Annotated in this window: 19 protein-coding genes; 7 read left to right on the forward strand and 12 right to left on the reverse strand. The window is 65.0% G+C overall.

Going from position 1 to position 20,620, the window contains the following annotated elements:
* Positions 1-61: 61 nt before the first annotated feature.
* From radA to AB7Z56_RS25670, 6 genes are all read left to right on the forward strand, one after another.
* Positions 62-1,510, forward strand: coding sequence for a DNA repair protein RadA (gene radA / locus AB7Z56_RS25645; RefSeq protein WP_063983719.1), 1,449 nt, complete (start codon positions 62-64; stop codon positions 1,508-1,510).
* 166 nt (positions 1,511-1,676) lie between these two features.
* Positions 1,677-2,306 carry a CvpA family protein gene (locus AB7Z56_RS25650; protein WP_063983720.1) on the forward strand — a complete coding sequence of 210 codons (630 nt, stop codon included), beginning with the start codon at positions 1,677-1,679 and terminating at the stop codon, positions 2,304-2,306.
* Positions 2,307-2,335: 29 nt separating this feature from the next.
* The gene (gene purF / locus AB7Z56_RS25655) at positions 2,336-3,841 is read left to right on the forward strand and encodes an amidophosphoribosyltransferase (protein WP_063983721.1); all 1,506 of its coding nucleotides are present in this window, start codon (positions 2,336-2,338) and stop codon (positions 3,839-3,841) included.
* Between the two features lie 216 nt (positions 3,842-4,057).
* On the forward strand, positions 4,058-4,798 hold the full coding sequence (locus AB7Z56_RS25660; protein WP_063983722.1) for an SDR family NAD(P)-dependent oxidoreductase: 741 nt from the start codon (positions 4,058-4,060) through the stop codon (positions 4,796-4,798).
* 78 nt (positions 4,799-4,876) lie between these two features.
* The gene (locus AB7Z56_RS25665; protein ID WP_231144878.1) at positions 4,877-6,040 is read left to right on the forward strand and encodes a hypothetical protein; all 1,164 of its coding nucleotides are present in this window, start codon (positions 4,877-4,879) and stop codon (positions 6,038-6,040) included.
* Positions 6,041-6,206: 166 nt separating this feature from the next.
* Positions 6,207-7,433, forward strand: a complete 1,227-nt coding sequence (locus AB7Z56_RS25670) for an ABC transporter substrate-binding protein (RefSeq protein ID WP_063983724.1) — start codon at positions 6,207-6,209, stop codon at positions 7,431-7,433.
* Between the two features lie 105 nt (positions 7,434-7,538).
* Here the strand turns inward: AB7Z56_RS25670 and AB7Z56_RS25675 are convergent, their stop codons facing one another.
* From AB7Z56_RS25675 to AB7Z56_RS25710, 8 genes are all read right to left on the reverse strand, one after another.
* Positions 7,539-8,795, reverse strand: a complete 1,257-nt coding sequence (locus AB7Z56_RS25675) for a TCR/Tet family MFS transporter (RefSeq protein WP_166352692.1) — start codon at positions 8,793-8,795, stop codon at positions 7,539-7,541.
* Entirely contained in the window at positions 8,792-10,174 is a 1,383-nt protein-coding gene (gene der, locus AB7Z56_RS25680; RefSeq protein WP_063983725.1) for a ribosome biogenesis GTPase Der, read from the reverse strand. The genes AB7Z56_RS25675 and der overlap by 4 nt, the downstream gene beginning before the upstream one ends.
* 49 nt (positions 10,175-10,223) lie before the next feature.
* Positions 10,224-10,775 (reverse strand): hypothetical protein, encoded by a 552-nt coding sequence (locus AB7Z56_RS25685; protein WP_166352690.1) that lies wholly within the window; start codon positions 10,773-10,775, stop codon positions 10,224-10,226.
* A gap of 44 nt (positions 10,776-10,819) precedes the next feature.
* A complete protein-coding gene (locus tag AB7Z56_RS25690; RefSeq protein WP_063983726.1) occupies positions 10,820-11,473 on the reverse strand; it encodes a tetratricopeptide repeat protein in 654 nt (217 codons plus the stop codon).
* A 167-nt stretch (positions 11,474-11,640) separates the two neighbouring features.
* A complete protein-coding gene (locus tag AB7Z56_RS25695; RefSeq protein ID WP_063983727.1) occupies positions 11,641-13,233 on the reverse strand; it encodes a class I adenylate-forming enzyme family protein in 1,593 nt (530 codons plus the stop codon).
* Between the two features lie 75 nt (positions 13,234-13,308).
* On the reverse strand, positions 13,309-13,893 hold the full coding sequence (locus AB7Z56_RS25700; RefSeq protein ID WP_063983728.1) for an NnrU family protein: 585 nt from the start codon (positions 13,891-13,893) through the stop codon (positions 13,309-13,311).
* A 166-nt stretch (positions 13,894-14,059) separates the two neighbouring features.
* Complete coding sequence (locus AB7Z56_RS25705) at positions 14,060-14,638, reverse strand: hypothetical protein (protein WP_063983729.1); 579 nt, start codon at positions 14,636-14,638, stop codon at positions 14,060-14,062.
* A 232-nt stretch (positions 14,639-14,870) separates the two neighbouring features.
* Positions 14,871-16,490 carry a peptide chain release factor 3 gene (locus tag AB7Z56_RS25710; protein ID WP_063983730.1) on the reverse strand — a complete coding sequence of 540 codons (1,620 nt, stop codon included), beginning with the start codon at positions 16,488-16,490 and terminating at the stop codon, positions 14,871-14,873.
* A gap of 158 nt (positions 16,491-16,648) precedes the next feature.
* Between AB7Z56_RS25710 and sugE the strand changes: the two genes are divergently transcribed.
* Entirely contained in the window at positions 16,649-16,963 is a 315-nt protein-coding gene (sugE, locus tag AB7Z56_RS25715; RefSeq protein WP_231144876.1) for a quaternary ammonium compound efflux SMR transporter SugE, read from the forward strand.
* Here the strand turns inward: sugE and AB7Z56_RS25720 are convergent.
* The 4 genes from AB7Z56_RS25720 to AB7Z56_RS25735 all read right to left on the reverse strand — a co-directional run bounded on the left by AB7Z56_RS25720 (position 16,956) and on the right by AB7Z56_RS25735 (position 20,613).
* Complete coding sequence (locus AB7Z56_RS25720) at positions 16,956-17,963, reverse strand: inorganic phosphate transporter (protein ID WP_063983731.1); 1,008 nt, start codon at positions 17,961-17,963, stop codon at positions 16,956-16,958. The two genes, sugE and AB7Z56_RS25720, sit on opposite strands and share 8 nt — an antisense overlap.
* Before the next feature lie 15 nt (positions 17,964-17,978).
* Positions 17,979-18,623 carry a DUF47 domain-containing protein gene (locus tag AB7Z56_RS25725; protein ID WP_014495845.1) on the reverse strand — a complete coding sequence of 215 codons (645 nt, stop codon included), beginning with the start codon at positions 18,621-18,623 and terminating at the stop codon, positions 17,979-17,981.
* Between the two features lie 156 nt (positions 18,624-18,779).
* Positions 18,780-19,748: a branched-chain amino acid ABC transporter permease gene (locus AB7Z56_RS25730; RefSeq protein ID WP_135215252.1), complete on the reverse strand. Its 969-nt coding sequence runs from the start codon at positions 19,746-19,748 to the stop codon at positions 18,780-18,782.
* A 1-nt stretch (position 19,749) separates the two neighbouring features.
* Positions 19,750-20,613, reverse strand: a complete 864-nt coding sequence (locus AB7Z56_RS25735; RefSeq protein WP_063983732.1) for a branched-chain amino acid ABC transporter permease — start codon at positions 20,611-20,613, stop codon at positions 19,750-19,752.
* Between the last annotated feature and the right edge of the window lie 7 nt (positions 20,614-20,620).

Genomic DNA, 20,620 nt, shown 5'->3' on the forward strand with positions numbered 1-20,620 from the left:
CGCCGTCTCGCCCGTCATTCCGTGCTATCAGCAAACCTGAAAACCCCGACTCGCTGTCCCCATGGCCAAGAACACGCTTTCCTTCGTCTGCCAGAACTGCGGCGCGGCCTATAACCGCTGGCAGGGCAAGTGCGAATCCTGCGGCGAGTGGAACACGCTTGCCGAGGAGGACACGACCGGCAGCGTGCCGGTCTCGATCCGCTCCAAGCGCAAGGGCCGGACGTTTGCGCTGGAGAGCCTGTCGGGGAAGACCCAGGACGCTCCTCGCCTGTCCTCAGGCATGACCGAGCTCGACCGCGTCACCGGTGGCGGCTTCGTCCGCGGCTCGGTGCTGCTGGTCGGCGGCGATCCCGGCATCGGCAAGTCGACGCTGCTGACGCAGGCCACCAGCATGATGGCGCGCGCCGGCCACCGCATCGTCTACATCTCCGGCGAAGAGGCGGTCGCCCAGGTGCGCCTGCGCGCCGAGCGGCTCGGCTTGTCGGACGCGCCGGTGCAGCTGGCGGCCGAGACCTCTGTCGAGGATATCGTCTCGACGCTGTCGGAAGGCGCGGTGCCGCGGCTGATCGTGATCGACTCGATCCAGACCATGTGGACCGACACGGTGGAATCCGCGCCCGGCACGGTCACCCAGGTGCGCGCCTCGGCGCAGGCGCTGATCCGCTTCGCCAAGAAGACCGGTGCTGCCATCATCCTGGTCGGCCATGTCACCAAGGACGGCCAGATCGCAGGCCCCCGCGTGGTCGAGCACATGGTCGATGCGGTGCTGTCCTTCGAGGGCGAAGGCTCACAGCAATTCCGCATCCTGCGCGCAGTGAAGAACCGCTTCGGCCCGACCGACGAGATCGGCGTGTTCGAGATGACCGGCCTTGGCCTGCGCGAGGTCACCAATCCCTCCGAGCTGTTCCTGTCCGAGCGCGATCTGGGCACGCCGGGCACCGCAGTCTTCGCGGGCATCGAGGGTACGAGGCCCGTTCTGGTCGAATTGCAGGCCTTGGTGGCCCCCACCTCGCTCGGCACCCCGCGTAGGGCCGTGGTCGGCTGGGATCAGAGCAGGCTCTCCATGGTGCTGGCGGTGCTGGAGGCCCATTGCGGGGTCAAGCTGTCCGGCCACGACGTCTATCTGAACGTCGCGGGCGGCCTGCGCATCCACGAGCCGGCGGCCGATATGGCCGCCGCGGCCGCACTGGTTTCATCCCTGGTTAATGCGCAGTTACCCACCGATGCTGTCTATTTCGGCGAGATTTCGCTCTCCGGCGTCATCCGCCCGGTGGCGCAGACCCCGGCCCGGCTCAAGGAAGCGGTCAAGCTCGGCTTCAAGCGCGCCGTGCTGCCCGAATCGGCCCGTGGCGGCGATGCTGGCGGCGACGCCGGACTGTCCCTGAACGCGATCAACAGCCTGACGACACTGGTGGCCGAGATCGCGGCCCGGGGCTCCCGCCGCGGCGACTCGAGCCCGCCGGCGGAGAAAAATGCCACACCGGCAAGATTCCGCCGTGGAGAGGGTTAGGTGGAGGTGACGTCCTCCGCCCCCACCGCTATACAGCCGTCACAAAAGCAGCATGGGATTGCGTGGTTGCGGCCTTGCCGGGAACGCCGTCTGGCCCTCACTTAGGGCCACGGCCAAGCACCGATTCGCTGAGCACCTTTGAAGTACGAGCGGACCCGACCAGCCGATGCCAGTAACACTCCTCGACCTGATCCTGCTCGGTGTGATGCTGATCTCGGGCCTGCTCGCCATGGTCCGCGGCTTCATGCGCGAAATCCTGTCGATCGCGGCCTGGGGCGCAGCGGCGATCGTGACGCTGTACTCGTTCTCGAAGCTGCTGCCGACCGCAAAGACCTATTTCAACAACGACACGGTGGCGAGCGTCGTCGTGGTCGCCGGCGTGTTCGTGGGCACCCTGGTCGTGGTCTCCGTGATCACGGTCCGGATCTCCGACATGATCCTGGATTCGCGCATCGGCGCGCTAGACCGCACCCTGGGCTTCCTGTTTGGCCTCGCTCGCGGGCTTTTGATCGTCGTGGTCGCGTTCCTGTTCTTCACCTGGCTGGTGCCGGACAAGCAGCGCCCGGACTGGGTCACGGGGGCCAAATCTCGCGTGGTGCTCCAGGGAACCGGGGATTGGCTGATGGCCCTCTTGCCTGACGACCCCGAGAACACCATCTTGAAGAGATTCAAGAAAAACAAACCAGATGATGATCAAGCTGATTCCGAACCGCAGCCTTCGGGCACTGGCGACGGATACAGTAAACCTGCTCGTGACAGCCTCAAGAAGCTGATCGAGAAACCTGCGGCGCGTTGATTAGGCCCTAAAAGAGAGGCGCGGACGAGATGCGACACCCTGACCAGGACGCCCAACTTGATCTCGGCCCAGCCGCGCTAGAGCTTCAGGACGACCTGGAGGGCGATACGCTCCGCGAGGAATGCGGCGTCTTCGGCATCTACGGCCACCCTGACGCCGCGGCCATCACGGCGCTCGGCCTCCACGCCCTCCAGCATCGCGGCCAGGAGGCCGCCGGCATCGTCTCCTACGACGGCAGCCGCTTTCACTCGGAACGCCGCCTCGGCCTCGTCGGCGACACCTTCTCCCGCCGCGAGGTGATCGACCGCCTGCCCGGCAATATGGCCGTCGGTCATGTCCGCTACTCCACCACCGGCGCCACCATCCTGCGCAACGTGCAGCCGCTGTTCGCCGAGCTCAATGCCGGCGGCCTTGCGGTCGCCCACAACGGCAACCTCACCAACGGCCTGACGCTGCGCCGCGAGCTCGTGAAGAACGGCGCGATGATGCAGTCGACCACCGACACCGAGGTGATCCTGCATCTCGTCGCGCGCTCCAGGCGCAGCCGCTTCATCGAGCGCTACATCGACGCCCTGCGCGAGATCGAGGGCGCCTATGCGCTGGTTTCGCTGACCAACAAGAAGCTGGTCGGCGCGCGCGATCCACGCGGCATCCGCCCGCTGGTGCTCGGCGAGCTCGACGGTTGCCCGATCCTGACCTCGGAGACCTGCGCGCTCGACATCATCGGCGCGCGCTTCATTCGCGACATCGAGCCCGGCGAAGTCATCGTGTTCGACGAGAACGGCCAGGACATCCACAAGCCGTTCCCGCCGATGGCGCCACGCCCCTGCATCTTCGAATACATCTATTTCTCCCGTCCGGACTCCATCGTTCACGGCCGCTCGGTCTACGAAGTGCGCAAGGCCTTTGGTGCGCAGCTCGCGCGCGAGAGCCATGTGCCGATCGACGTCGTCGTCCCGGTGCCGGATTCCGGCGTACCCGCCGCGGTCGGCTACAGCCAGCATTCCGGCGTGCCGTTCGAGCTCGGCATCATCCGCAACCACTATGTCGGCCGCACCTTCATCCAGCCGACCCAGGCGATCCGCGAGTCCGGCGTGCGCATGAAGCATTCGGCCAACCGCGCCGCGATCGAAGGCAAGCGCATCATCCTGATCGACGACTCGCTGGTGCGCGGCACCACCTCGAAGAAGATCGTGCGCATGATGCGCGATGCCGGCGCCAAGGAAGTCCATTTCCGCCTCGCCTCGCCGCCGATCCTCTATCCCGATTATTACGGCATCGACCTGCCGGATCGCGGCGGCCTCCTGGCCGCGACGCATTCGCTGGAGGAGATGCGCGAGATCATCGGCGCCGACTCGCTCGCCTTCCTGTCGATCGACGGCATGTATCGCGCCATGGGCGAGCCCGGCCGCGACCCCGCCAATCCGAAATTCTCGGATCATTGCTTCACCGGGGCGTATCCGACCCACCTCACCGACCAGACCCAGACCGAGCAGCAGCCGCGGCAATTGTCGCTGCTGGCGGAAGCGAGCTGACGAAAGACCGCGACGATGCAGCTGGCCATCGCCATTCTCTGCGGAGGGCTTTTGGTCGGCTTCATCGTCTTGCCTTCAGGCAGGGCATGAAGGTGCCGCCTGACAGCTCGGGGAACGGCCCGAACAATAGTACCAATATCCAGTAGGGCTGCGGCGGGAGCTCGAGGGCAGAAATTCCGGGCTTGTCCCGGCCATCCACGCCTGTAAAACCCCGCCATGACAAATCCCCTCGCCAACCGCATCGCTCTCGTCACCGGCGCCTCGCGCGGCATCGGCTTTGCCACGGCCAAGGCGCTGGCCAAGGCCGGCGCGCATATCGTTGCGACGGCGCGCACGCAGGGCGGGCTCGAAGAGCTCGATGACGAGATCCGGAAAGACGGCGGCAGCGCCACGCTGGTGCCGCTCAATCTCACCGATTCCGACGGCATCGCGCGGCTCGGCGCCGGCCTGCACGAGCGCTACGGCAAGCTCGACATCCTCGTCGGCAATGCCGGCGTGCTCGGCCCCTCCTCGCCGGTCGGCCACATCGAACTGAAAGCCTTCACCGACGTGATGGCCGTCAACGTCTCGGCGAACTTCCAGCTGATCCGCTGCATGGAGCCGCTGCTGAGGCAGTCCGATGCCGGCCGGGCCGTGTTCATCACCTCGGGCGCCGCCAACAAGGCCACCGCCTATGTCAGCCCCTACGCCGCCTCCAAGGCCGCGCTGGAAACGCTGGCCCGCGCCTGGGCGCAGGAAACCGCGAACACGCCGCTCCGTGTCAACCTGTTCAACCCGGGCCCGATCCGCACCCGCATGCGGGCCACGTTGATGCCGGGCGAAGATCCGGCGACGCTGGAGACACCCGAGCAGGTCGCCGAATTCATCGTCCCGATGTGCGCGCCTGACTGGACCGAAACCGGCAAGTTCTACGACTACAAGACCCGCACACTGATGAGCTTCCGCTCGCCGGCCTGATTGACTCGCGTGCCTCCCCGCGATTGACTGCCCGCGCTCAAGCGGCAGCAAGCCGCAAGCCAAAAAAGGGAGGTTGCCATGGCGCCGTGGCATGATCGCGCAGGGCTTGTCTGTACAAGGCTCGGCCGTGCGCTCGTACGAGTCTCTCACGCCTTCTCCATCCTTATTGCAGCCATCGCGTTCGTGCTTCCAGGCACGGCGACTGCGGGTGACGTCCCGACCTTCGCGGTCGATGCCTCCTGGCCAAAACAGCTGCCGAACAACTGGATCCTCGGCCAGGTCGGCGGCATCACCGTCGACTGGCAGGGCCATATCTGGGTGATCCATCGCCCGCGTTCGCTCACCGATGACGAGAAAGGCGCGAGCCTCAACCCGCCGCGCTCGAAGTGCTGCGTCTCGGCGCCGCCCGTGCTCGAATTCGACACCGACGGCAATCTGCTGCGGTCGTGGGGCGGTCCGGGCGAAGGCTATGAATGGGTCGGCCGCGAGCACGGCATCGAGGTCGACGAGCGCGGCTTCGTCTGGGTCGGCGGCAACGCCGACAACGACAATGCCATTTTGAAATTCACGCTCGACGGCAAGTTCGTCGCCCAGATCGGAAAGATCGCGCCGAGCCTCGGCAGCAACGACACCACGCAGCTCGGCAAGCCCGCCGAAACCGCGATCGACAAGGCGGCGAACGAAATCTACGTCGCCGACGGTTATGGCAACCGCCGCGTCATCGTGTTCGATGCGACGACGCTCGCTTACAAGCGGCACTGGGGCGCCTATGGCAACAAGCCCGATGACAATAAGCAGGCGGCGTATGATCCCAAGGCGCCCGTCTCCCAACAATTCGGAAATCCCGTCCATTGCGTGAAGCTCGCCAATGACGGTCTCGTCTACGTCTGCGACCGCATCAACAATCGCATCCAGGTGTTCAAAAAGGATGGCACCTTCGTGAAGGAGTTCTTCTTCGAGAAGAACACCCTCGGCAACGGCGCGGTGTGGGACATCGCGATCTGGCCCGATCCGAAGCAGACCTATTTGCTCAGCGCCGACGGCGAGAACAACGAGATCCGGGTGATCAAGCGCGAGGACGGCAGCGTGGCCGGCAGCTTCGGCCACAACGGCCGCAATGCCGGGCAGTTCCACTGGGTGCATGCCATGGCGATAGACGCCAAGGGTAACGTCTATACCGCCGAGGTCGACACCGGTAAGCGCATCCAGAAATTCAAGCTGACCTCGGACGCGCTCAAATAGCGTCTCAACACACTTTGCCCAAAGGTTAACCGACGGATGACGCTACGCCGCAGCGTCATCCGGCTTTAGGCGCATTGCCGCCAGCCGTGGGACACGGTAGAGCGATCAGCCGGAACAAGGCTCCGCAAGAGAGCCGTCCGCATATTGAAAATGGAGGAGACCTTTTATGACGACGACGCTCGCGCGCCGCTATGCGGCCCTTCTGGCCTGTGCCGCCTTCGGTTTTGCAACATCCGCTTACGCGCAGGACAAGACCGTCAAGATCGGCGTCTTGAATGACATGTCGAGCCTTTATGCCGATATCGGCGGCCCGAACTCCGTGGTCGCGATCAAGATGGCCGTCGAGGATTCCGGCCTGCTCAAGAAGGGCTGGAAGATCGACGTTCTGAGCGGCGATCACCAGAACAAGCCGGACGTCGGCGTCAATATCGCTCGGCAGTGGATCGACAACGAGAAGGTCGATGCGATCGCTGATACGCCGAACTCCGGCGTCGCGCTTGCGGTCAGCAACCTCGTCAAGGAAAAGAATTCGGTGCTGCTGAATTCCGGCGCCGCCTCTGCCGACTTGACCGGCAAGGCCTGCACGCCGAACACGATCTCCTACACTTACGACACCTACATGCTCGCCAACGGCACCGGCAAGGCGCTGACCAAGGCCGGCGGCGACACCTGGTTCTTTCTTACCGCGGATTATGCCTTCGGCCACGCGCTGGAACGCGACACCACGGCCGTCGTGACGGCAAACGGCGGCAAGGTGCTGGGCAGCGTCAAGCACCCGATCAACAGCTCGGACTTCTCGTCCTTCCTGCTGCAGGCCCAATCGTCCAAGGCCAAGGTGGTCGGCCTCGCCAATGCCGGCGGCGACACCACGAACTCGATCAAGCAGGCGGCCGAATTCGGCATCGTATCGGGCGGCCAGAAGCTCGCGGCGCTGCTGCTGTTCATCAACGACGTGCATTCGCTGGGGTTAAAGACCGCGCACGGCCTGACCTTCACCGAGTCCTTCTACTGGGACATGAACGAGCAGACCCGCGCCTGGTCGAAGCGCTTCGCTGCCCTGGCCAGCAAGAACGCGATGCCGTCGATGACCCAGGCCGGCAACTACGCGATGGTGCTGCACTATCTCAAGGCGATGGAAGCGCTCGGCGGCAACCCGCATGACGGCGCCAAGGTCGTCGCCAAGATGAAGGAGCTGCCGACCGACGATCCGCTGTTCGGCAATGGCCCGCTGCGCCAGGACGGACGCCGTCTCATCCCGGCCTATCTGTTCGAGGTGAAGAAGCCCGAGGAGTCGAAGGGTCCGTGGGACTACTACAAGCAGATCGCCACGATCGCGGCGGAAGACGCGGCCAAGCCGCTCAAGGACAGCGAGTGTCCGCTGGTGAAGAAGTAAGAGAGTCGACGCTGCCGTAGGGTGGGCAAAGGCGCGTAAGCGCCGTGCCCACCTTCTCTCCGCGAGTTGACGAAGTAGCGGTGGGCACGCTTCGCTTTACCCACCCTACGAAACCGTCTTCGTGGCAGATAGCGACCGCATCGCGATGGCGACACATACCACCATCAATACCGCCGCAAGCAGGAATGGCGCGCCGGGCAGATGCCACGGCGCGCTGGCGCCGATGAAATAGGAAAACGTCAGCGTGAACAGGAACGGCCCGACGAGCTGCGAGACGCTCTGCACGCTCGCGGTTGCGCCCTGCAACTGGCCCTGCTGATCGGGCGCAACCAGCCGCGTCATCAAGGATTGCATGGCGGCGCCCGAGATTCCCCACAGCGACATCACGGGAATGCCGATCCAGAACAGCGGGCCGGTCGGCGCCGCGCCGAAGATCACGAAGCCAATCGCGCCACAGCACAGACCGAGCACCAGCGCATTCCGCTCGCCGAGCACGCGCACGATCGGGCCGATGGCGAGCCCCTGCACCACCATGGCGCAGATGCCGACCATCGCGAGCGTCAGACCCACGGTCTTGGAATCCCAGCCGTAGCGATAGGTCGCATAGAGCACGAAAGTCGAGGGCAGCACGACATGCGCGACTTGTGCGATGAAGTTGACGATGGATAACGCGGCCAACGCCGCGTTGGAACGCAGCAAGTGCAGCGCTCCGACCGGATTGGCGCTGGTCCAGCGGAACGGCGCGCGCCGCTCCGGCGCCAGCGATTCCGGCAGGACGAAGAGCCCATAGAGCGCATTGGCAAAGCTCAAAGCCGCCGACGCCCAGAACGGCAGCCGCGGATCGATATCGCCGAGCAGGCCGCCGAGCGCCGGGCCCAGGATGAAGCCGGCGCCGAAGGCAGCTCCAATCCTGCCGAAGACGGCCGCGCGCCGCTCCGGCGGCGTGATGTCGGCGATATAGGCAAAGGCGGTCGAAATGCTCGCCGAGGTGATGCCCGAGATCACGCGGCCGATGAACAACCAGAGCAGCGACGGCGCGAGCGCCATCAGCACATAGTCGGCGGCGAGCCCGAAATTCGACAGCAGCACCACCGGCCGCCGTCCGAAGCGATCCGACAGCGCGCCGAGCACCGGCGAGAACACGAACTGCATCAGCGCCCAGGCGGTGCCGAACAGGCCGAAGATGCGGGCCGCATGCGCGGTGTCGTTGTCGACGAAGCTCTCGATCAGCTTCGGCAGGATCGGCATGATCACGCCGAGCGCGAGCATGTCGAGCAGGATGGTGACGAAGATGAAGGCGACGGCACCACGCCGGACCGGCGCAGCGCTTCGCGCCGTCGCCTCGCCGGCATCGTTGCTCACGACGGCCGCTTGCGCTTGTGGGCGAAGGGGTTGGCCTTTTCGCGCAAGGTGATGCGCACCGGCGTACCCGGCAGCTCAAAGGCCTCGCGCATGGAATTGGTCAGGTAGCGCAAATAGGACTGCGGCACCGCGTCCGCGCGCGAGCAGAACAGCACGAAGCTCGGCGGACGCGCCTTGTTCTGCGTGATATAATTCAGCTTGAGCCGTCTGCCGGACACCGCCGGCGGCGGATTGGCCTGCACGGCCTGCTCGAACCAGCGATTGAGCGCGGAAGTCGGCACGCGCCTGTTCCAGACCGCGTAGGCGTCCTGGATCGCCTGCATCAGCCGATCGATGCCCTCGCCCATCAGACCTGATACGGCGACGATCGGCACGCCCTTGATCTGCGGCAGCCAATGGTCGGCATCCCGGCGCAGGCCCGAGATGGCGCCGCCGCCCTTGGTCTCCATCAAATCCCATTTGTTGACTGCGAGCACGACCGCGCGGCCTTCGCGCTCGATCAGATCGGCGATGCGCAGATCCTGCTCCTCGAAGCGGTTCTGCGTATCCATCATCATCACGACGACTTCGGCAAAGCGGACCGCGCGCAACGCGTCGGCGACCGAGAGCTTCTCGAGCTTTTCCTCGATGCGCGAGCGACGGCGCAGGCCTGCGGTATCGAACACGCGAAATTCGCGGCCCCTCCAGTTGATCTCGACCGCGATGGAATCGCGCGTGGTGCCTGCCTCCGGGCTCGTCAGCAGGCGCTCCTCGCCGAGCAGATGGTTGATCAGCGTCGACTTGCCGGCATTGGGCCGGCCGACGATGGCGACGCGGATCGGACGCGTCGCGGCCTCCTCCTCGGTCAGCGGCTCATCGTCATCGGCTTCATCTTCGTCGACAGGCTCCGGCATCAACTCACGGAGCGCGTCATACAGCTCGCCCATGCCCTCGCCGTGCTCGGCCGAGACCTGGATGGGATCGCCGAGGCCGAGCGCAAAGGCCTCCATCGCGCCGGCATCGCCATGCTTGCCTTCGCTCTTGTTGGCGACCAGCAGTACCGGCTTGTCGGCCTTGCGGGCGAAATCGGCGAAGGCGCGGTCGGTGGGCGTCAGGCCGATGCGGGCGTCGATGACGAAGAACAGCGCGTCGGCCTGTGCGATCGCGGCCTCGGTCTGCTCCTGCATGCGCGCGGTCAGCGAGCCCTTGGCGCCCTCGTCGAGGCCAGCGGTGTCGATGATGGTGAATTCGAGGTCGCCGAGCCTGGCCTCGCCTTCGCGGCGGTCGCGGGTAACGCCCGGCAGGTCATCGACGAGCGCGAGCTTCTGCCCAACCAGGCGGTTGAACAGCGTCGATTTGCCGACATTGGGCCGGCCGATAATAGCAATCGTGAAGGACATCGGTCATTCGTGCGCTGCGAAGGCCGCGCCTGTCAATGTAATGAAGGGATCAGCGCGAAAAGCTGCCGCTCGGCATCGGTGCCGGGAAAGCTCCCTGCGATTGCTGCTGGGTGGTCTGGGTCGGTTGCGCCTGCTGGACGGGTTGATCCGGCGGCGGGGCGGTGGTGCGCTTGCGCACGATCTTCTGCTTGGGCGGCGGAGCGGCCGTGGGCGGCGCGGCCTCCGGCTGGGCCTCGCCGTCGACCTCGCCCGCCGGCGCCTCAGCGGGCGCGGCCGCGGTGCTGGCAGGCTGTTTGGTCTTCTTCGCCTTGGTACCCTTTGCCGGCTTGGCCTCGGGCGGCGGCTCGGCGGGCAGAGCCGCGACGGCCGGTGCGTTCGGATCCGGCTGCTGCTGTGCTGCGCCCTTGTACATCTCCCGCGGCACGCCCTGCTCGAGGCCCGGAACGCCCTCCGGGAAGACCGGCTTGCGGTCGCCCGGCAGCTTCTTCTTGGTGTCGAGGAAGTCGAGCATGTCGCTTGGATCGAAGCTGGAGCAGCCGCCCAGGATGCCCGTGAAGGCGATCAGGACGGCGGCTGCGATCAAGCGTGGCGTGCGGCGCATCTTGTGTCTCGTCTACGTCAGAGAGCCCGAAGGTCAGCTCTTGGTCAGCTTTTGGCGACGGGCGGCAGCAGGGCCTGGAGCGCCTCGGCGCGTGAGCGCAAACCGGGCGGCGTTTCGCCGTCCTCGGCAATCGCGTCGAGCCATTTGCGGGCCGCGGTCATGTCGTTGTTGCGCCAGGCCGATAGCGCCAGCAACTCGCGGGCGCTGTGGCGGAACGTGGATTTGGGCGCGGCGGAGGACTCCAGCCGCTGCTGCATGTCGGCATAGGACGCGCTGTCGACCAGCAAGCCGGCGGCGCGAATCTTCGCCAGGTCCTGCCACTCACCACCGATGCTGCGATCGGCGGCGATGTCGTCAAACATCTTGGCGGCCGCCTTGGGATCGCGGGGCGCTGCCTCGGCCGCGGCACGTAGCCGCGCCAGGGTGCGATAACCCGAGGGAGCCTTGGCGGCGAGCGCGGTGAAGGCGGCCTCGGCCTCCGCGTGCTTGTCCTGGTCGGACAGCTCAGCGGCCTTCTCGAAGGCGGCGCCGGCCTCGGCGGCCTTCTTGCCCTCCAGGTACTGGTAGCCGCGCCAGCCGCCCACAGCAGCCACGATCAGCACCATCAGGGCAATGAAGACGATCGAATACTTGTCCCACAGCTTCTTGAGCTGTTCGCGACGTACTTCCTCGTCGACTTCGTCAAATAATTCAGACACTTATGTTAATCCCATGCCCGTCCGGGTGCGCGCGCCAATGCGTTCGCGTCAGGAATCCCCGTCCCCCACGTGGCGGCGGGGTACCCTAACGATATGGCGGTGGCAAGGCAAAGCGAGCCCAATCAAGGCGTTAACCACCCGGAACAGCCCGGACCGGCCTGTCCGGCTCAGGTTCCCAGGAGCTCCCGCAGCTGCCGCTTCAGCACCTTGCCGTTGGCATTGCGCGGCAGCGGCTCGGGGGTGATCGCCATGGTTTCGGGGACCTTGTAGTCGGACAGCCGCTCCGCGCACCAGGCGCGCAAGGCCTCGCCGGTCACCGGGGCGCGCGTCACCACCACGGCGTGGACGCGCTCGCCCAGCACCGGGCAGGCCTTGGCAATGATCGCGCTCTCGACCACGGCGGGGTGGCCGGCCAGCACGGACTCGACCTCGGCCGAATAGATCTTCAGGCCGCCGCGATTGATCATGTCCTTCTGCCGGTCGAACACGCGGACAAACCCCTCCGCATCGACCGAGCCGAGATCACCGGAATGCCAGAAGCCACCCGTGAAGCTTTCGGCCGTCGCCTTCGGATTATTCCAGTAGCCCTTGATGACGGAGGCGCTCTGGATCCAGAGCTCGCCGATCTCGCCAGCGGGCAGCTCGCGCCCGTCCGCTCCCATCGCGACGATGCGGGCACCCGGACACGGCAGGCCGACACTGTCGATGTGGCTCGCGGTCAGCTCGCCCGGCATGATCGTCGAGGGCGACGTCGTCTCGGTCGAGCCGTAGCAGTTCGCGAGCTTCAGGCCGGGAATCGTCGCCTTGAGCTTCTCGATGGTCGCGACCGGCATCGGCGCGCCGCCAAAGCCGCCGATGCGCCAGCTCGAGAGATCGTAGCTGTCGAAATCGGGCTGGAGCAGGCAGAGATTGTACATCGCCGGCACCATCACGGTGTAGGTGACGCGCTCGCGCGCGGCGAGCCTGAGATAATCGGCAGCCTTGAACTCGGGCATGATGATCAGCGCGCCGCCGCAGCGGATCATGGTCGTGATGTTGGCTACGACGCCGGTGACGTGGCCGAGCGGCACCGCCGCGATCGAACGGTCCGCTTCCGTCAATTGCAGGCAGGAGACGAACACCATCGAGGAATGGACGATGTTGCAATGGGCGAGCATCGCGCCCTTCGGCTTGCCCGTCGTGCCCGAGGTGTACAGGATCATCGCGGTGTCCTCCTCGCCGATCTCGACCGGCGCCGGTGCCGGGACGTTGTCGGCGAGCACGGCGAAACGCGACAGGGCCTGATCGCTGTCGACGGCGATGCGGCGGATGACGTCGGGAACATCAAGCGCATCGGGCAGCCGCTCGGTGAGCCCTGCTTCATGGATCAGGATCCTGGCGCCGCAATCGGCGAGGACATAGGCGATCTCAGGCTTCTGCTGGCGCGTGCCGAGCAGCACCGTCACCAGCCCCTCATGCGCAGCGGCAAACAGCAGCAGTGGAAATTCGATACGATTGCCGAGCAGGATCGCGACGCGATCGCCACGCTGCAGGCCGAGCTTGCGAAAGCCCGCCGCGATCCGCGCGGCCTGCTCCACGGCCTGCCGCCAGCTCAACCGGACATCGCCTGCGATCAGCGCTTCGCCGTCAGGATTGCGGGCGCAAGCGTCCGCGATCATCGCCCACAGGCTCGCCGGCCGGTCGCTGAAGGCCGGCACCACCCGATCGCCGAAGCGCGCCTCGAACCGCATCGGCGGGATCTGAGATTGCGACCAGTCCATCGGGATGCCCTCGGCTGTTGCTTGTCACGTTCCGCGCACGGCTGCGCGGAACCGTCTTGCGCTGATCGGCTGTCGTTAGCCCCCCATGACGGGAACGCCGATCACAACCGGGTGGAATGCGAAAGCCAGCGCGAGATAGGCGACGACGCCGACTGCAACAGCGATCAGATCATTGGTCACCCCACCCACTGGAATCGGCGGGCCGCCGCCATCGGTGCGATGCTTCAGCGAGATGCGGTCGTACACGGCCCAGCCCAGGAACGAGCCAAACAGGATGATGGAGCCGAGATCGCCATTGGCAAGCAGATGCGCGGCCGCCCACAATTTGATGCCCGCCAGCATCGGATGCTTCAGCGTCGCATAGATGCGCCCGCGCAAGTAGGACGCCACCACCAGGATGACCGCGGGCAGCATCAGCGCGACTGTAATGTGCTTGAATGCGACCGGCGGCTCCCAAACCGGGATCATTCCGGCAGCGCGATAATGGGCAAAGCCCCAGATGATCAGCGCCAATCCCGCAAGCGAGACGGCCGCATAGAGGATCTTGTAGGTCCCCTCGCCCAGTCTCGCGATCGCTTGCGCGCGCGCCTCTCGTTTCGTTGTGAAAACATGGGCCGCAAAAAACAGCATCAGCCCCAGGATCATGACCAGCAGACCCACGACATCCTCCCCTCAACCAGCGCCCCCGCCCATGGCGTATCATCGATTGGGCGCGGGTCGCAACTCTCACGCCTCATGGTCAGGCGTGAAGGCTCGGGTCTGCAACAGCGCGGCCTTCATCCTGCGAGACCCGCGCAAGCGCAGTCCGCAAGATGCGGGGATAGAGCTATTTTCCAAGCTCGCGATTATCGACATAGCGGATCGCGATCGGGCGTCCGGCCAGAGCGCCGCCGAGGCCGCTGGTGAATTTGAGCGGCAGGCAGGCTTTCAGCGATGAATTGATCGCGTTGAGATAGGTCGTTCGGGTATCGGCCGGGACGCCCGCGGTCGCATAGGTCAGCTGCGGCGGACCGATCATGCCGCCTGCCTTGTTGAAGCTGAAGCGCACCGCCATCTGCATGCCCGCGCGCGCATTGTCCGATGGCGGCGACCAGCAGGTGCGCAGCTCGGCGAAGAGATCGCCGATCGTATCGAGATCGTGATCCGGCTTCCGGTATTTGGCGCGATCAGCCTCCGTCGGCACGGTTTCGATCGTGAGCTGGAGGTTCTGACCGTAGGGATAATCGATCTCGGGAATGCAGGGGCCGGGCTCGAGCGGGCTGCAATAGTACGGCGTGCAGGGCCGGCCGTCGAGCACGCTGCACGGCTCATGCGAAAACGGGATCGGATTGATCTGGCGGCGCTGCGCATCGGCGGCAACCGTCGATATCGCCAATAGGAGGAAAACGAGGATGCCGCGCCACATGATGCGAGCTCACAATGTCACACGCACAAACGTGGCATTGCCAACGAACGCGTCAAGCCTACGGCTGTTCACATGCTCGCGTTTAGCTCCGGTGTCGTCGCCCGGCTCGACCGGGCGACCCAGTACTCCGAGACGGCGGTGATGGAATCGAGAGGCTGCGGCGTACTGGATTCCCCGCCTTCGCGGGGAATGACAGCGGAGTGTGGCCACGCAGCAGCGCGCGGAGTACGCCCTACCCCTTCTTCTTGACGTCCTTGACGTTCGTGAACTCGATGCCCTCGGCGCGCTCCCTGGCGTAGCCGAGATAGAACTCGTTTCTCGCCAGATACACGGGATCGCCGTCGACATCGTCGGCGATGCTCGAGGTGTTGGCGGCGATGAAAGTGTCGAGCTTCTTGCGATCTTCGGATGAGACCCACCGGGCGAGCTGGAACTCGCTGACCTCGAACTCGACGGGCAGCGAATATTCCGCCTCGAGCCGTGCCTTCAGCACGTCAAGCTGCAGCGCGCCGACCACGCCGACCAGCGCCGGTGCGCCGTCGCGCGGGCGGAACACCTGCACCACGCCCTCTTCGGACATTTGCTGAAGCGCTTCCTTCAGCTTCTTCGCCTTCATCGCGTCGGTGAGACGCACGCGGCGGACGATTTCCGGCGCGAAGCTCGGCACGCCGACGAAGGTGAAATCCTCGCCCTCGGTCAGGGTGTCGCCGATGCGCAGCGTGCCGTGATTGGGAATGCCGACGACGTCGCCGGCGAAGGCTTCGTCCGCGACCGACCGGTCCTGTGCGAAGAAGAATTGCGGGCTCGACAGCGGCATGCTCTTGCCGGTGCGCACCAGCTTCGCCTTCATGCCGCGGCTGAGCTTGCCGGAGCACAGGCGCGCAAAAGCAATGCGGTCGCGGTGGTTCGGATCCATGTTCGCCTGGATCTTGAACACGAAGGCGCTCATGCGCGGGTCGGTCGCCTCGACCTTGCGCTGGTCGCTCTCCTGCGCGCGCGGCTCCGGCGCGAACTTGCCGAGGCCTTCCAGGAGGTCGCCGACGCCGAAATTGCGCAGCGCGCTGCCGAAATAGACCGGCGTCAGATGCCCCTCGCGAAAGGCGGCGAGTTCGAACGGTTTCGAGGCCTCGGTGACAAGCTCGAGCTCGTCCTTGACCGCGCCGACATCGAGGTTGGCGTTGAGCTTGCCGAGCTCGGCGATCTCGATCTGCTGTGCAGCGCCGGTCTTGGCGCCGCCGCCTTCGAGCAGACGCACGCCGCCATTGGCAACGTCATAGGTGCCGAGGAAATCGCGGCCGCGGCCGACCGGCCAGGTCATCGGCGTGGTGTCGAGCGCGAGCGTCTTCTCGATCTCGTCGAGCAGCTCGAACACGTCGCGGCTCTCGCGGTCCATCTTGTTGATGAAGGTGATGATCGGAATGTCGCGCAGGCGGCAGACTTCGAACAGCTTTCGGGTGCGCGCCTCGATGCCCTTGGCAGCGTCGATCACCATGACGGCGGAGTCGACGGCCGTGAGCGTACGGTAGGTGTCCTCCGAAAAGTCCTCGTGGCCCGGCGTGTCCAGCAGATTGAACACGAGACCCTCGAACTCGAACGTCATGACCGAGGTCACGACCGAGATGCCGCGCTCGCGCTCGATCTTCATCCAGTCCGAACGGGTGTTGCGCCGCTCGCCCTTGGCCTTGACCTGGCCGGCGAGATTGATGGCGCCGCCGAACAGCAGCAGTTTCTCGGTCAGCGTGGTTTTGCCCGCGTCCGGGTGGGAGATGATCGCGAAGGTGCGCCGCCGCGCCACCTCGGTGGCAAGCGGGGAACGGGCCGGCGAGTCGGCTGATATGGCGATGTCGGACATGGCGGGAGCGTTTGGCAGGGAAAATGGGCCTGATCAAGCCTCATGTGGTGATTGCGGAGCCCTACGGCCAGCCCCATATCCGCTCCCGGGGAGGACGGCCTCCCCCCTCATCAGCATATCCGCCGCGGGGACGACCCTGCCTTGAATGGAGGGTCGTCATGGCCTGGAGCATCCTGTTCGTCGCCGGTCTTCTCGAGATTACCTGGGCGATCGGCCTGAAATACACCGAGGGTTTTACCAAGCTTGTTCCGTCCGTCATCACGCTCGCGGCGATGGCCGGCAGCGTCATCCTGCTCGGTTTAGCCCTCAAATCGCTGCCCGTCGGAACCGCCTATGCGGTCTGGACCGGCATCGGCGCGGTCGGTACCGCCACGCTTGGCATCATTCTGTTCGGCGAGCCGGCCACGGCGTTCCGCCTCGCCAGCATTGGGCTGATCGTCGCCGGCATCGCAGGGCTGAAATTCGTCACCTGACGAGAATCTGGACCGCCCACCAGGTCAGCGCCGCGACAATGGCCGAGGCCGGGATCGTGATCACCCAGGCATAGACGATCGAGCTCGCGACGTTCCAGCGCACCGCCGAGACGCGGCGGGCCGCGCCGACGCCGACGATCGCGCCGGTAATGGTGTGGGTGGTCGAGACGGGAACGCCGAGGAAGGTCGCCATGAACAGCGTCGCGGCGCCGCCGGTCTCGGCGCAAAAGCCCTGCATCGGCGTCAGCTTGGTGATGCGCAGGCCCATGGTGCGGACGATACGCCAGCCGCCCATCAGCGTGCCCAGCGCCATCGCGGCCTGGCAGGACAGCACCACCCAGAACGGCACCGAGAATTCACCGCCGAGATGCCCCTGCGAATAGAGCAGCACGGCGATGATGCCCATGGTCTTTTGGGCGTCATTACCGCCATGGCCGAGCGAATAGAGCGAGGCGGAGGCGAATTGCAGGATGCGGAAGGCGCGATCAACCGCGAACGGCGTCGAGCGCACCGAGAGCCAGGACACGATCGCGACCAGCATCATCGCGAGCAGGAAACCGACCAGCGGCGACAGCACGATCGCCAGCACCGCCTTGGACAGTCCGCTCCACACCGCAGCCGAGATCCCCGCCTTGGCCATGCCGCCGCCGACGAGACCGCCGATCAGCGCATGCGACGACGAGGATGGGATGCCGAGCCCCCAGGTCACGAGGTTCCAGACGATCGCGCCGACGAGCGCCGCGAAGATCACCTGGGCGTCGACGACCGCGGGATCGATGATGCCGGTGCCGATGGTCTGGGCAACATGCAGCCCGAACACCATGAAGGCGATGAAATTGAAGAACGCGGCCCAGAGCACCGCGAATTGCGGCCGCAGCACGCGGGTCGAAACGATGGTCGCGATCGAATTGGCGGCGTCGTGCAGGCCGTTCAGGAAGTCGAACAGCAGCGCGACGGCGATCAAGCCGACGAGGACAGGAAGTCCGAGCGCAGCATCCACGGCGCGACCCCTGCCCTAAACTTGCTCGATGACGATGCTGTTGATCTCGTTCGCGACGTCGTCGAAACGGTCGGCCACCTTTTCGAGATGGTCGTAGATCTCGACGCCGACGATGAAATCCATCGCGCTACCATCACGGTGCTTGAGAAACAGCTCCTTCAGCCCGATGTCGTGGAGATCGTCGACCCGACCCTCGAGCTTGCCTAGCTCTTCCGTGATCGCGGTCAGCATCGCGACGTTCGGGCCGATCGACTGCATCAGCGGCAACGCGCGCCCCACGAGATTGGCGCATTCGATCAGCAGTCCGCCAATCTCCCGCATCGGCGGCTCGAAGGTGCGCACCTCGAACAGCATCACGGCCTTGGCCGTCTGCTGCATCTGGTCGATGGCATCGTCCATCGAGGTGATCAGGTTCTTGATGTCGCCGCGGTCGAAGGGGGTGATGAAGGTGCGGCGCACCGCCGTCAGCACCTCACGGGTGATGTTGTCGGCGTCGTTCTCGAACTGGTTGACGCGCTGACAGTAGACCGGCGTCTCCTCTCCCCCGTTGAGCATGCCCTGGAGCGCGATCGAGCCCTGGATCACCGTCTGTGCATGGCGGTCGAACAGGTCGAAGAACCGTTCTTCCTTGGGCAGGAAAGCGCGAAACCATCGCATCATGGGGATAGGCTACCGGTTGGAAATGGCCCGGCCCGAATAGGCCGTCACAAAACTGTCATAGACCATTTCCGCTCCGCGCGCGTGTCATCTCACGCCCGCGGAGCAGGATCATCCACCGGATTCGCGCACCAATGAAATTGGTGCGATATCAAAGGTTTATAGCGAGCGCCGGAAGTAATGAGCGATTTCGCCGATGACGCCGCGGCGGAAGGTGAGCACGCAGACCACGAAGATCGAGCCCTGGATCACCGTCACCCATTGGCCAAAACCCGCCAGATATTGCTGCATGGCGATGATCGCGAAGGCACCAACCACGGGGCCGAAGATGGTGCCGAGACCGCCAACCAGCGTCATCAGCACGACCTCGCCCGACATCGTCCAGTGCACGTCGGTGAGCGAGGCATTCTGCGCCACGAACACCTTCAGCGATCCGGCAAAGCCGGCCAGCGTGCCGGACAGGACGAAAGCCAGGAATTTATATTGGTCGGTCCGGTAGCCGAGCGAGATCGCGCGCGGCTCGTTCTCGCGGATCGACTTCAGCACTTCACCGAACGGCGAGTTGATGATGCGGTAGATCAGCAGGAAGCCGGCGAGGAAGCCGGCCAACACGACGTAATAAAGCACCGTCGGCTTGGAGAGATCGAGCAAGCCGAACATCCGCCCCTGCGGAATGCCCTGAATGCCGTCCTCACCATGGGTGAACGGCGCCTGGAGGTAGATGAAGTACAGGAGCTGCGACAGCGCCAGCGTGATCATCGAGAAATAGATGCCCTGGCGGCGGATCGAGATATAGCCGGTGATGAGCGACAGCCCGAACGCCGCGGCGATTCCAACGAGGATGCCGAGCTCCGGCGGCAACGCCCACACTTTCAGCGCGTGCGCGCTGCAATAGCCGGCGGTGCCCATGAACATTGCGTGGCCGAACGACAACAGGCCGCCATAGCCGATCAGCAGGTTGAAGGCGCAGGCAAGCAGCGCAAAGCACAGCGCCTGCATCACGAAGAACGGATAGACGCCCGTGAAGGGCACCGACGCCAGCAGCAGCGCCATCACCACGAACACGACCATCTCGTCACGCATCGCGCGCGGGGTTACCGGCAGCGTGTCGTCCGTCAAGGCTGTCATATCAGGCCGCCCTTCCCGTCAGTCCCGTTGGCTTCACCAAGAGCACCAGCACCATCAGCACGAACACGACGGTGTTGGAGGCCTCGGGGTAGAAATACTTGGTCAGGCCCTCGATCACACCGAGCGCAAAGCCGGTGATGATGGAGCCCATGATTGATCCCATGCCGCCGATCACGACCACCGCGAACACGACGATGATGAGGTCGGCGCCCATCAACGGCCGCACCTGGTTGATCGGCGCCGAGAGCACACCGGCGAGCGCGGCAAGGCCGACGCCGAGACCGTAGGTCAGCGTAATCATGCGCGGCACGTTGATGCCGAAAGCGCGCACCAGCGTCGGATTTTCAGTGGCAGCGCGCAGGTTAGCACCGAGCCGCGTCTTCTCGATCAGGAACCAGGTGGCGATACACACCACCAGCGAGAAGATGACGACCCAGCCGCGATAGATCGGCAGGAACATGAAGCCGAGATTCATGCCGCCCTTGAGCTGGTCCGGAATCGCATAAGGCAGACCGGAGGAGCCGAAATAGTTCTGGAACACGCCCTGCACGATCAGCGCGATCCCGAAGGTCAGGAGCAGGCCGTAGAGGTGGTCGAGCCCCGTCAGCCATTGCAGCATGGTCCGTTCCAGGATCATGCCGAAGATGCCGACGATAACAGGCGCGATCAGCAGCGCCCACCAGTAGTTGATGCCGCCGAGGCTCAGCAGGAAATAGGCAACGAACGCGCCCATCATGTAGAGCGCGCCGTGGGCGAAATTGATGATGTTGAGCATGCCGAAGATCACGGCAAGCCCGAGACTGAGCAGCGCGTAGAACGAGCCGTTGATCAATCCCACCAGTAGCTGAGCGTAAAGAGCCTGCATCGATCCC

This window comes from Bradyrhizobium sp. 482_C4_N1_8, from assembly GCF_052075965.1.
Lineage (GTDB): Bacteria > Pseudomonadota > Alphaproteobacteria > Rhizobiales > Xanthobacteraceae > Bradyrhizobium > Bradyrhizobium barranii.